Origin of the sequence: Pseudoflavonifractor sp. 524-17 (genome assembly GCF_009935845.1) — a bacterium.
GTDB lineage: Bacteria > Bacillota > Clostridia > Oscillospirales > Oscillospiraceae > Pseudoflavonifractor_A.
Window position 1 is genome coordinate 28,525 of sequence record NZ_QWEK01000034.1, and the last position, 13,494, is coordinate 42,018.

Genomic DNA, 13,494 nt, shown 5'->3' on the forward strand with positions numbered 1-13,494 from the left:
CTGATTGCCGGACGGATGGGGGAGATATTGGGGCGGGAGGCGGTTGGGCTTGACCTCACAGGATCGGAGCGCCGGAAGCAGCGGTATTCATTCGGCGGGGAGGACCTTGTGGTGCTGGGTGCGCCGGTGTACGCCGGGCGGGTTCCCAACAAAATCCTGCCGGACCTGGAGGCGGGACTTGGGGGCGCGGGGGACACTAAAATTGTGCCGGTGAGCGTCTACGGCAACAGAAGCTGCGGCGAGGCCCTGCGGGAGCTGATTGTGCTGGCAGAGCGGAACGGGTTTGTCCCCATCGGGGGAGCGGCAGTGGTGAGCCGGCATGTGTTCTCCCAAACCCTGGCGGCCGGCCGGCCGGACCCCTCCGATGGGGCGGAGCTCGCTGCATTTGGGGAGCGGATGGCCCGGAGGGTGAAGACTGGGGGGGCGGGCGTTGAACGTGGATCGGACCCGTCCGGCAGGCCCCTACTATACCCCGCTGAAAGAGGACGGTACGCCTGCGCGGTTTTTAAAGGCAAAGCCTCTTACAGATGGGGCGCGGTGCGCCGGCTGCGGCCTGTGCAGCGCGGTCTGCCCTATGGGCAGCATCTCCCGCAGCGATTTCACCCAAGTCACAGGGGTGTGCATCAAGTGCCAGGCCTGTATCAGGGCCTGTCCCGCAGGGGCGAAGTACTTTGACGATCCTGATTTTTTGTCCCACGTCACCATGCTGGAGCGGACCTGCACCGCTCGGAAAGACAATCTCTTTCTGGAGGTATAGACACACAGGGCGCCGCTTTTCGCGGCGCCCTGCTGCTGGTTCTGGGGGTTATTGTATTTCCACCTGGCAGTCCAGGGGGACGATGCTGACATAGCTGCGGCCCTGGCCCAACGTAATGGGGGAGCCGTCTGGGGTGGTATAATGGAACTGGTCAGTGCGGCTGTCCTTGCGCCAGCGGATGTCAATACACTGGCCGCCGCAGGCGAAGTAACCGTCGCCGCCGCTGGTGAGATCCACCGTAATGCGGCCGTAGCTGTCCCCAGGGATAACGGCGCACTTGGTTTTCAGCACCAGAACGTTGGTGACCCCCACCTGTTCGCCGGTGTTGCCGTCCACATAGGGCTGTCCATACTCCTCCACCAGGTAGAGGCCCTGCTCCGGGTCGTAGGTGAACACACCCGTCTTCACATTGGAGAAGGGAACCGTCACCGTGTTGGCGGTGACGCCGCCGGCGGGGGTGCCGTCCTGGGCAAAGTCCATGTCGTAGTGCCAGCCCTCCTCGTGGTCCTTGCGGAAGGAGTAGGAGGCGAACTGCTGGACAATGGTCTCTCCGGTGGTGATAACGCTGTGCTCATAGCCCATGTTTTTCCGGCGGTCGCTGTCCCGCCACATGAGGTTGGTGTTGGGGCTTGTGCCGCAGTAGGGGCCGTTGACGCCGTCCAGGGCGGTGACGTTCCAAGCCTTGATTTTATTGTAGGCGTCTGGGCTGCCGCCGGCGTGGATGTATACTGCGTCATGCCCAAGAGCCAGCTCCAGATAGTAGGTGCGGGAGGAGCGGATGGATCCAATGGCGCCCGCCTGGCTGGGGTCCTGATAGAGGCCTAGCATCCGGGTGATGCCCCCCTCCGCCAGACACTCATAGATAATATCGGCCTGAGAGACCCCCACCTGAGGGAGGGCTTTTTTCAGATTGTTGAGCATAATGGCCACCGGCCGCCGGTTGACATAGGCCTCGTCAATGGGCAGGCCGGTGAGGGGGTTGACCGGCCCGCTGTAGGGGGTGGGAGTGGGCTCCGGCGTGGGCGTGGGAGCGGCGGTGACAGGGGGAATGGAGTGCTCCGGCTGAGGAGGGGGATCGGCAGTTGGTTTTCCGCAGGCGGAGAGAGCGAGCATCAGACAGAGACTGAAGACGAGCAGTCTGCGTTGCATAGGAAGCGCCCCGCTTTCTTTCATAAGTTTAGCAGCCGTGATTCTGATAATTTTATGATACTCTGTGGGGAAGATTTTGTCAAGATATACAAAAGAAAGAGAGGGAGAAGGGCCGGGGTTTGTCAAAGAATCGCGCTCTTGTTATTTGGGGCAGAATCCCGTATAATACAGACAGGGGCAAATAGCTATCCCTGACGGATGCGGTTTGGAAAGGTGGTCTTCATGAGCCGGTTTGGATTTATCCACAGCAAAATGGACATCAAATTTTTGATCCTCTACATTATGGCCCGGGTGGCGTCTGGAATTGACTTTCCCACGCTGACGGAGCTGACTATGTGCGACGAAGGGGTGGACTACTTCGAGTTTGCCGAGGCCGCCGCCGAGCTGGTGGAGACCGGTCATCTGAATCTGGAGGACGGACAGTACACCATCACCGACAAGGGGCGGCAGAACGGCGAGGCGTGCGAGAGCAACCTGCCCTACTCAGTGCGGCATAAGTGCAACGCCAATCTGGCCAAGGTGAACAGTATCCTGCGCCGCAACGCCCAGGTACGCACCCAGGTGCTGCCCCGGCCGGACGGCAGCCTCACCGCCAGAATGACCCTGGACGATGAGGGCGGCAATATTATGACCATTGAGCTGCTGTGCGTCAATGAGGATCAGGCGGCCAGCCTGTCCAAAGGCTTTCAGGCGAAGCCGGAGCGGATCTATAATGAGGTCCTGGCAGCGCTTCTGGACCGGGAGGATGAAAAAGAAGAGTAAAAAGGGTTCTCCCCGGCATAAATGCGTGGGGAGAGCCCTTTTCTGTGAGCGAGTATCCCACATGGGGCGGGTTTACCGGAAAAAATTTCCCCATCCAGCGCCGTTTTTGCCGTATTTGCGGCAAAAACGGGCGGGAAGGGGAATTTCTGAGCTGGTGCCGGTAGTCGGACTCGAACCGACACGATGTCGCCACCAACGGATTTTGAGTCCGTCACGTCTACCAATTCCATCATACCGGCGTATCGGTCTCTAATTATAAACGAAAAGAGGCGATTTGGCAAGAGAAAAATGGAAAAGATTTTTTACAAAGAAATAGGCATACCAATCAGGGGCAAATTGTGCTACAATAAAAACTGGAATTTTAGAGGCCGGATCCTTGATCCGGCTGGATGCCTATAGAAAGGCAAGTGAATTTATATCACTCTGGCAGGTTTTTAAGAGGTTATACCATGAAACAGATGAGAAAAAAAGCCGCAATCCTGCTTCCGGCGCTGCTGATGCTGCTGAGCGGATGTATGCTGAAATCAGATGATGATCTGTACCGCATTCCCAAAGCGCCCAAAGAATTTGAGGATCTGACCAAGCAGATCGCCGCAGTACAGGAGCAGGGGGCAGAGTACTCCGCGCCGCTGACAGGGGAGAACATTCAGAATGTCCAGCTCCAGGATTTGGACGGGGACGGCGAGGTAGACTCGGCGATTGCCTTTTTTCGGATGAATGGCCAGGAAAATCCCCTGAAAATCTACATCTACCGCCAGCTGGAGGATCGGTATGAGCTGATGGCCATTATTGAGGGAAGCGGGACTGCCATTAACTATGTGACCTACGAAAATTTGGACAATAATCCTGACAAGGAGATTGTGGTGACTTGGCAGTTGAGCGATCAGGCCCATTTTCTGTCGGCCTACTCGGTGTCAGAGGACCAGGTGGTAGAGCTGCTGCACACCGACTATGTCTCGTTCAAGCTCTCCGACATGGACCGGGACAATGATCAGGAGATCCTCATTGTCAATACCCGACCGGAGAGCGGTCCCCAGGTGGAACTCTATGATTTTCAGGACGGGCTGATGGAGCTGGACTCCGCAGCGCCGCTGTCCGCGGGGATTGCGGACCCCAAGGACAGCGCGGTGCAGCGGGGCTATTTGAGGGACTCGGTGCCGGCGCTCTTTGTCACTTCAAATCTCTTTGACGAGCTGAACGAGCGAAATACCTTCCGCACCACAGACATTTTTGTCTGGGAGGGAAAAAAGGATGTACAGGGGCCGGAGGGAGAAAAGAGCCTGCGCAATGTGACCCTGGATGGGGAAAAGGGATACAGCCACAACACGGTGAGCTCAAACAGCGCCGTGGTGGGGCCTATGGACATCAACCGGGACTCAATTATGGAACTGTCCCAGTCCATTCCTATTGAGGAATACCGGCAGACCAGTATGTTGCCCAGCTTCTGGCTGAACCGCTGGAGCCAATATGACATCGACGGGACAGCCCACTATGTGGGCACCACCTATTACAACGACCGGGACGGTTGGTATCTCATCCTGCCTGACGAGTGGGAGGGTAAGATCTCCTTGTCACGCCGGGATGCGGCCGGCGGGGGAGAGCGGGCGGTGGTTTTCTCCTACTGGGACAAGGAGCGCCAGGCGGAGCCTGTGCCCTTTTTGACCATCTACCGCCTGACAGGGAGCAACCGGGAGAGCCGGGTGCTGCTGCCTGGACGGTTCCGCCTGGCAGACAGCGGGGAGGACATGCCCTCCACCATCTACGCCGCCTGCTTTGAGGAGGGCGGCTGGGACTGCGGCCTGACAGAAGAAACCCTGCGGGAGCATTTCCAGGTGATTCGGGCGGACTGGGGAAGCAGCGATTAAGCGGCTTTTTACAGAGACAGTGTTTGAGCAGGGACGGCAGAAATAAGGAGTGAACAGGGTTGAAAAAGGTACTGGTATTGGAGGATGAGACCAATATCCGCAGTTTTGTGGTGATCAATTTAAAGCGGGCCGGTTATGAGGCCATTGAGGCCGGCACCGGGGAAGAGGCGCTGGAGCAGCTGAAACAGAACCCGGACACCAAGGTGGCCCTTTTGGACATTATGCTTCCCGATATGGACGGCTTCGAGGTGTGCCGCCGCATTCGGGCCAGCAATACCCAGATTGGGATTATCATGCTCACCGCCCGCACCCAGGAGATGGACAAGGTGACCGGCCTGATGACCGGGGCGGACGACTATGTGACGAAGCCCTTTTCTCCTGCGGAGCTCACCGCCCGCATTGACGCCCTGTACCGCCGCACCGGCGGCGTGGTGGCGGAGGACACAGGGGAGATCAGCCAGCCGCCCTTTTTGCTGAACACCCGCAACCGTACGCTGGAAAAGAGCGGCCAGCGGGTGAAGCTGACCCAGGTGGAGTACGCGATTGTGAAGCTTTTTATGGACAACCCAGGCAAGGCCCTCTCCCGGGAGGAGATTTTGGACACGGTCTGGGGCAGGGATTACTTTGGGGAGCTGAAGATCGTGGATGTGAACATCCGGCGGCTGCGCATCAAAATTGAGGACGACCCCACCAATCCTACCTATATCAATACTGTCTGGGGCTACGGCTATAAGTGGGGCGGTTAGATCCAGTCCAGACTGGAACAAGCTGGATTGATAAGGCGGTGCATCCATGAAAAAAATGAAGGGCATCCAGCGGCGGTGGATGGTGAACTCCATCAGCGCCGCGATGCTGAGCATTCTGCTGGCGGTCATTGCCTTCTCAATGGCCATTATCAGCTACTATTACTCCAGCCTGAGCAGGGGGCTGGAGGGCAAAATCAAGACGGCGGTGAACTTTTTCGGCAGCTATAAGACGGAGGAGGCCTACTATCAAAATGCTTACGCCTTCGTTAACAACCAGTTCGAAGACCGGGATCAGCTGGACTTTCAGATTCTGGATATAGACGGAGCGGTACACTTTTCCAGCTATATGCTGCTGCCCTCAGGGTACCAGCCGGGGACGCCGGACATTCAGAAGGCGGTAGAGAGCGAGCGCACCCCAGTATCCAACATCTTTGTATGGACCGGGATTGACCCCAACACCAAGGAGCATGTGATGGCGGTGTCCTGTCCGCTGATTGTGGGCGGGCAGGTAGTGTCGGTGCTGCGTATGGTCACCTCCCTGGCGGTTGTGGACCGGCAGATTGTGATTGTTATCGGAATTGCGCTGCTGGTGGGTCTGTTGGTGCTGCTGCTCATCTACGCATCGGGGCTGTACTTTGTCCGCTCCATTGTGGGACCGGTGGCGGAGGTGACCCGTACCGCCGAGCACATCGCCGCCGGGAGCTACGGCGTCCAAATGGAGAAGAGCTTTGACGACGAGGTGGGAGATCTGATCGACGCCATTAACGATATGTCCACCAAGATCAAGCAGTCGGAAAAGATGAAGAATGAGTTTATCTCCTCCGTCTCCCACGAGCTGCGCACCCCCCTCACCGCCATTAACGGCTGGGCGGAAACCATTATGAACGGAGAGGTCCGGGACGCCCACGACGTAAAAAAGGGAATGGGCATTATTGTCAGCGAGGCCCGGCGGCTGATCAACATGGTGGAGGAGCTGCTGGAGTTCTCCCGTATTCAGGACGGGCGGTTTACCCTGTCGATTGAGCCGGTAGACATCAAGGCGGAGCTGGAGGACGCAGTGTACACCTACCGGGAGTTCTTCCGCCGGGAGGGGATTGAGCTGACCCATACCGACTGCGAGGAGGAGTTTCCCCTGATGAACGCCGACCCGGAGCGGCTGCGCCAGGTGTTCTGCAACCTGCTGGACAACGCCGCAAAGCATGGCGGCAGCGGAAAGCGGATTGACACCGCTATCTGGGGAGAGGAGGAACAGGTGGTCATTACCGTGCGGGACTATGGTCCCGGCATCCCGGAGGAGGAGCTCCCCCACGTGAAGACCCGGTTTTACAAGGGCAGCTCCAAGGCCCGGGGGAGCGGCATCGGTCTGGCGGTGTGCGAGGAGATTGTGGTGCGCCACCAGGGGACGCTGGACATTGGGAACGCCCCGGGGGGCGGCTGTGTGGCCACTATGCGCTTTCCCATAGGCGGCTGATCAGATAATCGGAGTGCCAAGCTTTTTTTCCAGCCGCCATTGAGGCGGGGGACCGTCGTCGCTCCAATACTCATCCAGAGCGCGGATTTTCCCGCCCTCCAGCTGGAGGAAGGATACCACATGGAAGGAGCGGCTTCTGTCCAAGGGGTACACACGACCCACCACAATGGTCGTATCGCCGGCGGCCACAATCCGCTCAATGGCGCCGTCCCACCGGCCGGGATAGGTGCAGTTGGCCTCAAGATACTCCTCTACGGTAAAATGCTCGTTGGTGCAGTGCCAGTTCACCCAGGCATCGTCCCAAAAGCAGGCCCGCAGGGCCTGGGCGTCCTGACGCAGCACCGCGTTCCAAAAGTGTTGTATCTCCACGATACACCCTCCTTTCGAATTCTTATTCTATCCTATCAGCTGAGCCTTTTTTGCAGCCAGCTTCTGAAAAAATCCAACTCTGTGTCAGTGTGGAACCAATGTTCGCCGCCTTTTTGTTCTGTAAGCTCACATCCAAAGCGGTCCGCAAACTCCTTCGCATGGGGATATTCACATGCGGCAATTATTATTTGGGCCGCCCCAGAGGATTGCGGGAATGCCTTCAATTCGAATCTTTTTTAAATTCATGTCGTTCCCTCACCAAAATAATTGATCACACTGATTATAGCACCAGCACTCATTTGCTTCAATCGCTTTTCATGAAATTGCCGAAGGTCTCCGTCAGCAACACGTTTCGGAAAAGAGAGAGGGGTGTGGTGCGGTGCTTGCCTTTTCCTGCAAAATTTGATACCATAACAATATGTGCCGGATGAAAGCGGAGTCAGGCACAAAAAACAGAAGCCCACAGACAAAGGAGAAGCAGATAAATGGCAGAGGAAAAGCAGCGGGATTCCGGTTCCTTTCAGACTATGATCGGTGGACAGGCGCTGATTGAGGGAATTATGATGCTGGGCCCGGAGAAGAAAGCCGTCGTCATCCGGCGCAGCGACGGGGGACTGGAGGAACAGGTGGAAAATCGGGTGCTCATCAAGGATAAGCACCCCATACTGGGGGTGCCTTTGATCCGGGGCGTATTCAACTTCGGCTCCTCCATGGCCAACGGAATGCGGGCCCTGATGTACTCGGCGGAATTTTTCCCCGAGGAGGAGGGGGAGCCCTCAAAATTTGAGCGGTGGCTGGAACAGAAGCTGGGCAGTGAGAAAATGTCCTCTCTGCTGGTGACAGTGGCGGTGGTCTTGGGGCTGGCTTTTTCCGTGGGGCTGTTCATTCTGCTGCCCACCGGAGTGGTGGGAGGAATCGGCTTTTTGGCGGGGGGAATGCCTATGTGGTGCCGCAATGTGCTGGAGGGCGCGGTCCGTGTGGTGATTTTCACGGCCTACCTCATCCTCTGCTCCAAGACGAAGGACATCCGCCGTGTGTTTCAATACCACGGCGCGGAGCACAAGTCCATCTTCTGCTACGAGGCGGGCCTGCCGCTCACGGTGGAGAACGTGCGCAGGCAGCCCAGGCATCATCCCCGGTGCGGAACCAGCTTCCTTTTTGTGGTTATCGTGGTGTCTATTTTGATCTCCAGCGTAGTGTTCTCCTTTTTCCCTATGACCAACGCCTTTGCCCGTATGGGGGTCCACCTGCTTCTGCTCCCTATAGTGGTGAGCATTACCTATGAGCTTAATCGCTGGGTGGGCCGGTGCAGCAACCCGGTCACCCGGCTGTTTACAAAGCCGGGCCTGTGGCTCCAGAACTGGACCACCTTTGAGCCGGATGACGAGATGATTCAAGTGGGAATCCGTGCGCTGGAGCTGGTACTGCCCAGCGAGAAGGGCAAGGACGCCTGGTAAACATAAGAAACGATAAGAGAGATTTTGTGTGTGAGGGTGATTCCCAATGGCGACCACCTATAATAATCTGTATCTGGACGCCCGCCGGGATCTGAAGCGGGCGGGGATCGAGTCGGCCCAGCTGGAGGCGCGGGAAATTGTCTGCTTTGCCGCAGAAAAGAGCCGGGAGCAGTTTTACCGGGATATCTGTCTCTATGCCTCGGCCCAGGTGGAACAAAAGGTAAAGACGCTGGTGAAGCGCCGGGTGGCGGGGGAGCCGGTGGCCTATCTCATCGGGGAGTGGGAGTTTTACGGCCTGCCCCTGGAGATCTCGCCGGATGTCCTCATCCCCCGGCTGGACACGGAGGTGCTGGCGGAACAGGCCATTTTGCTGGCCCGGGCCGCCGGGGAAGGGGTGCGGGTGCTGGATCTGTGCGCCGGAAGCGGCTGTGTGGGCCTGGCCGTAGCTGCCAATGTGCCGGGGAGCCGGGTGGTGCTGTGCGACGTGTCGGAGGCGGCGCTGGAGATCTGTAAAAAAAACGTGCGCCGCAACGACCTCAATGCCCGGGTCACCTGTGCCCAGGCGGACGCCCGGCAGACGCCGCCCTCTACCCTGTGGGACTTTGACGTGATCGCCAGCAATCCGCCCTACATCCCAAGCGGGGAGATGGCGGGTTTAGAGCCCACCGTCCGGGACTTTGAGCCCCAGCTGGCGTTGGACGGAGGCCCAGATGGTCTGGACTTTTACCGCATGATCGCCAACGGGTGGAAGAACGCCCTGAGCCTGGGCGGCACCCTCCTCTTTGAGGTAGGGATGGGCCAGGCCAGCGACGTGGGCGCCATTTTGGAACAGGCTGGCTATGAGGATATTCGCAGCTATCGGGATACCCAAGGCATTCTGCGGGTGGTGGCCGGCGTGGTAAAGGATTGAGCACCTATCGCCACAGCTGGGAATACAGACATTTAAAGTCCGATTTATTGGACAGCAGATATGAGATACTGAATCCTGTCGAAAGACACTCCAGCCACGATTTTACGGATGGCTTTTCCGCTTGTCCTATGGTGGCTGGTGTGGTCGGGGACTACAGATTACGGAGCCGGCAGCGGACCGGCAGGAAAGGGAGAGACCTATGGCGGAAAAGAAAAAATCCACGGTAGAGGCGGCGGCCCCGGCGGCAGACCGGAAAAAGGCGCTGGAGACCTGCCTGGCCAATATTGAAAAGACCTATGGAAAGGGTACGGTGATGCGCCTGGGGCAGAACAGCCATGTGGTGGTGGAGTCCATCCCCACAGGTTCGCTGTCCTTGGATCTGGCCCTGGGGATTGGGGGCGTGCCAAAGGGACGCATTATTGAGGTGTACGGTCCAGAGTCCTCCGGCAAGACCACCTTGGCCCTGCACATTGTGGCGGAAGCCCAAAAGAAGGGGGGCGAGGTGGCCTTTATTGACGCCGAGCACGCCCTGGACCCCACTTACGCCAGAGCGCTGGGGGTGGACATCGACTCCATGCTGATCTCCCAGCCGGACACTGGGGAGCAGGGCCTGGAGATCTGCGAGGCCCTGGTCCGCTCCGGCGCCATTGATGTGGTGATTGTGGACTCGGTGGCGGCGCTGACCCCCCGGGCGGAAATTGAGGGGGACATGGGGGACAGCCATGTGGGTCTGCTGGCCCGGCTGATGAGCCAGGCCCTGCGGAAGCTGGCGGGCTCCATCGCCAAGACCAACTGTATTGTAGTCTTCATCAACCAGCTCCGGGAGAAGGTGGGAGTGGTGTACGGTAATCCGGAGGTGACCACCGGCGGCCGGGCGCTGAAGTTCTACTCCTCCGTGCGCATGGATGTGCGCCGGGTGGAGGCGCTGAAAAGCGGCTCGGAGATCATCGGCAACCGGACCCGGGTGAAAGTGGTGAAAAACAAGGTGGCGCCTCCCTTTAAAGAGGCGGAGTTTGACATTATGTATGGTGAGGGCATCTCCAAGGTGGGAGAGCTGGTGGATCTGGGTGTCAAGCTGGACATCATCCAGAAATCAGGCTCCTGGTTCTCCATGGGAGAGGTGCGTCTGGGCCAGGGTCGGGACGCGGTGAAGCAGTACTTAAAGTCCAAACCGGAAGAGGCGGAGCGGGTGGAGACGGAGATCCGCAAAAACTCCTATAAGCTGCTGTCCAGTCAGGCCCAGGCGGCGGCCCGGGCTGCTGGCCGCGCGGTGGATGTGAGCGCCGAGGACTTCGACGACAGCGCCGCCGCCCCAGCCGCCGAAAAGGGCGGGGAGAGTCAGGACGATGCGGCTGAGTAAGCTGTCACCCTCCCAGCGGGTGAAGGGCCGCTGGCTGCTCTACCTGGAGGACGGCAGAATTCTCCGCGTGGGGGAGGAGGCGGTGGTGTCCTTTGGCCTGTACGCGGGAATGGACCTATCCGAGCCTCAGCTGGCGGAGCTGGACCGGGGGGCGAGGGAGTCCCGGCTGCGGGAGAAAGCCCTTCGGGCGCTGTCCGCCCGCCCGCTGTCCCGAAAGGAGCTGCTTCAAAAGCTGACCCGTCCCCCCAGAAAAAAAGGCGAGGATGGTGCGGAGGAGGCAGGCCCCACCCCCGCCGAGGCGGAGGCAGTGGCCGACTGGCTGGAGAGGCTGGGCTACCTCAATGACGAGACCTATGCTGCTGCAGTGGCCCGGCACTATGCTGCCAAGGGCTACGGTCACCGGAGGATCCAAGACGAGCTGTTTCGCCGTGGGGTGCCCCGGGAATACTGGGAGACCGCCCTGGCGCAGGACGAGGCTGGGGATGGGGAGGAAGCGGAGCGCATCAATGCCCTCATCGAAAAAAAGATGCGCGGGGCGGATCCCGACGACCGGAAGGCCCTCAAGCGGGTGTCCGATGCTCTGGCCCGGCGGGGATACCGCTGGGAGGATATCAAGGAGGGACTGGACCGCTATCGGGCGGACCACCGGATGGATGACTGAGAACAGGGAGGAATTGACCTTGAATCCATATAAAGTGGCCTTTATCTCACTGGGCTGTGCGAAAAATCTGGTGAATACTGAACAGATGATGGCGCTGGTCCAGGATGCCGGATACGAGATCACCGGCGATCCGGCGGGGGCCGATGTGGCGGTGCTCAACACCTGCGGGTTTATCGACTCGGCCAAAAGTGAGGCCATTCAGAACATCCTGGAGCTGGCGGAGCTGAAAGAGGCGGGAAAGCTGAAAAAGCTGCTGGTGACGGGCTGTCTGTCCCAGCGGTATCAAAAGGAGATCCTGGAGGAGCTGCCGGAGGTGGACGGTATGCTGGGCACCGGCAGCTATGACCAGGTAGTCCCGGCGGTGGAGGCTCTGATGGCCGGTGCGCAGCCTCAAATCTTTGGCGATATCCACCATACCAAAGAGGATGGCCGGCGCTTGGTGTCCACTCCCAGCTACACCGCCTATCTGAAAATCGCCGAGGGGTGCGACAATTTCTGTGCCTACTGTGTCATCCCCAGGCTCCGGGGCCGGTACCGCAGCCGCTCCATGGACAGCCTGCTGGCGGAGGCCCAGGAGCTGGCGGAGCGGGGGGTGAAGGAGATCATCGTCATCGCCCAGGATATCACCCGCTACGGCACCGACCGGTATCAGAAGCGGATGCTGGGGGAGTTGCTGGTCAAGCTGTGCGCGCTCCCCTTCCACTGGGTGCGCCTGCACTACCTCTACCCGGACGAGCTGGACGATGCGCTGATTGACGTGATCGCCGGACAGCCGAAGATTCTGAGGTATATCGACATACCCCTCCAGCATATCAATGATGAGATCCTGAAATCCATGAACCGCCGGAGCACCAAGGCGGAGATTGTGGCGCTGCTGGACAAACTGCGTCAGCGCCTGCCGGGGCTTGTGCTGCGTACCTCTCTCATCTGCGGCCTGCCGGGGGAGGGAGAGGCGGAATTTGAGGAGCTGTGCGAATTTCTGAGGGAGAGCCGGATTGAGCGGGCGGGGGTGTTTCAGTTCTCTCCGGAGGAGGGGACGCCTGCCGCGGTCATGCCCAATCAGGTGGATCCGGATACCGCCCAGCGCCGGGTGGAGCGGGTGGTAGAGCTCCAGTCCCGGATTATGGACGGCTACAATGAGAGCCGTTTGGGCGAGGTGATGGAGGTTCTGTGCGAGGGCTTTGACCGGGAGATGGGCTGCTATGTGGGCCGCACCTATGCCGACTCCCCCGATGTGGATGGAAAGGTCTTCTTCACCGGAGCCGGACTGGTGCCTGCGGGGACCTTTGTCAACGTCCGCATGACCGGGACGTCGGATGGGGACCTGACCGGGGAGATCGAGGAGTGACACGATGAATACTGCCAACAAACTGACCTTGCTGCGCATTGTGATGATCCCGCTGTTTCTGGTGATTCTCTATCTGGACTTCCCCTATCACCGCTATGCCGCCCTGGCGGTATTTATCCTGGCCAGCGCCACCGACTTTGTGGACGGCTATGTGGCCCGGCACTACAACCAGATCACGGATTTCGGCAAGTTCATGGATCCGCTGGCGGACAAGATGCTGGTAATGGCCGCCATGCTCTGGTTTGTGGAGGTGGGGCGTATGCCGGCCTGGGCGCTGCTGATCGTAGTGGTGCGGGAGTTCGCGGTGAGCGGCCTGCGTCTGGTGGCGGTGGATAACGGCAGGGTGATTGCCGCCGCCTGGTCCGGCAAGATCAAGACGGCCTCCACTATGGTGGGGATCTGCCTGATGCTGCTGCCGGTGCCGCCGGCGGTAGACGTGACTGTGACGGCGGTGATTGTGCTGACCACGGTATACTCCGGAGTGGAGTATTTTGTCAAAAATAAGGACGTCATTGACTGGAGTCACATATAAAAGGAACTGCGCCCCATCTGTTGATGGGGCGCCCAGCCTGTCGAAAAAGTCTGCCCTTCGGCAGACTTTTTCATATAAACGAGGTAAAATAGAGCAGGGTGAGAAAA

13 protein-coding genes and 1 tRNA gene are annotated in these 13,494 nt (G+C 59.0%); 11 read left to right on the top strand and 3 right to left on the bottom strand.

Features of this window, described 5'->3' with window-relative positions:
* Positions 1-436 precede the first annotated feature (436 nt).
* Entirely contained in the window at positions 437-757 is a 321-nt protein-coding gene (locus D1159_RS19710; RefSeq protein ID WP_347563692.1) for a 4Fe-4S binding protein, read from the top strand.
* 48 nt (positions 758-805) lie between these two features.
* Here D1159_RS19710 and D1159_RS12770 read toward each other — a convergent pair whose 3' ends face one another.
* Positions 806-1,906 (bottom strand): DUF3048 domain-containing protein, encoded by a 1,101-nt coding sequence (locus tag D1159_RS12770; protein WP_161846046.1) that lies wholly within the window; start codon positions 1,904-1,906, stop codon positions 806-808.
* Between the two features lie 222 nt (positions 1,907-2,128).
* On the opposite strand from D1159_RS12770, the gene D1159_RS12775 reads away from it, so the two are divergent.
* A complete protein-coding gene (locus D1159_RS12775; protein WP_161846047.1) occupies positions 2,129-2,668 on the top strand; it encodes a DUF4364 family protein in 540 nt (179 codons plus the stop codon).
* Positions 2,669-2,820: 152 nt separating this feature from the next.
* Here D1159_RS12775 and D1159_RS12780 read toward each other — a convergent pair.
* Positions 2,821-2,907: transfer RNA gene (locus D1159_RS12780), tRNA-Leu, on the bottom strand.
* A gap of 210 nt (positions 2,908-3,117) precedes the next feature.
* Here D1159_RS12780 and D1159_RS12785 point away from each other — a divergent pair.
* The 3 genes from D1159_RS12785 to D1159_RS12795 are packed head-to-tail and all read left to right on the top strand — an operon-like array spanning position 3,118 to position 6,750.
* Positions 3,118-4,533, top strand: coding sequence for a hypothetical protein (locus D1159_RS12785; protein WP_161846048.1), 1,416 nt, complete (start codon positions 3,118-3,120; stop codon positions 4,531-4,533).
* Positions 4,534-4,592: 59 nt separating this feature from the next.
* Positions 4,593-5,279, top strand: coding sequence for a response regulator transcription factor (locus tag D1159_RS12790; RefSeq protein WP_161846049.1), 687 nt, complete (start codon positions 4,593-4,595; stop codon positions 5,277-5,279).
* A 46-nt stretch (positions 5,280-5,325) separates the two neighbouring features.
* The gene (locus D1159_RS12795) at positions 5,326-6,750 is read left to right on the top strand and encodes a HAMP domain-containing sensor histidine kinase (RefSeq protein ID WP_161846050.1); all 1,425 of its coding nucleotides are present in this window, start codon (positions 5,326-5,328) and stop codon (positions 6,748-6,750) included.
* Here D1159_RS12795 and D1159_RS12800 read toward each other — a convergent pair whose 3' ends face one another.
* A complete protein-coding gene (locus D1159_RS12800; RefSeq protein ID WP_161846051.1) occupies positions 6,751-7,119 on the bottom strand; it encodes a nuclear transport factor 2 family protein in 369 nt (122 codons plus the stop codon).
* 485 nt (positions 7,120-7,604) lie between these two features.
* Here D1159_RS12800 and D1159_RS12805 point away from each other — a divergent pair, with 485 nt between their 5' ends.
* The 6 genes from D1159_RS12805 (at position 7,605) to pgsA (ending at position 13,387) form a co-directional block, all read left to right on the top strand.
* Complete coding sequence (locus D1159_RS12805) at positions 7,605-8,576, top strand: DUF1385 domain-containing protein (RefSeq protein WP_202621076.1); 972 nt, start codon at positions 7,605-7,607, stop codon at positions 8,574-8,576.
* Between the two features lie 46 nt (positions 8,577-8,622).
* Positions 8,623-9,486: a peptide chain release factor N(5)-glutamine methyltransferase gene (prmC, locus tag D1159_RS12810; protein WP_161846052.1), complete on the top strand. Its 864-nt coding sequence runs from the start codon at positions 8,623-8,625 to the stop codon at positions 9,484-9,486.
* A 199-nt stretch (positions 9,487-9,685) separates the two neighbouring features.
* A complete protein-coding gene (gene recA, locus D1159_RS12815; protein ID WP_161846053.1) occupies positions 9,686-10,846 on the top strand; it encodes a recombinase RecA in 1,161 nt (386 codons plus the stop codon).
* On the top strand, positions 10,833-11,507 hold the full coding sequence (locus D1159_RS12820) for a regulatory protein RecX (protein ID WP_161846054.1): 675 nt from the start codon (positions 10,833-10,835) through the stop codon (positions 11,505-11,507). The genes recA and D1159_RS12820 overlap by 14 nt, the downstream gene beginning before the upstream one ends.
* Entirely contained in the window at positions 11,500-12,855 is a 1,356-nt protein-coding gene (rimO, locus tag D1159_RS12825; protein ID WP_161846055.1) for a 30S ribosomal protein S12 methylthiotransferase RimO, read from the top strand. The genes D1159_RS12820 and rimO overlap by 8 nt, the downstream gene beginning before the upstream one ends.
* 4 nt (positions 12,856-12,859) lie before the next feature.
* Entirely contained in the window at positions 12,860-13,387 is a 528-nt protein-coding gene (pgsA, locus tag D1159_RS12830) for a CDP-diacylglycerol--glycerol-3-phosphate 3-phosphatidyltransferase (RefSeq protein WP_161846056.1), read from the top strand.
* The last annotated feature ends 107 nt before the right edge of the window (positions 13,388-13,494 follow it).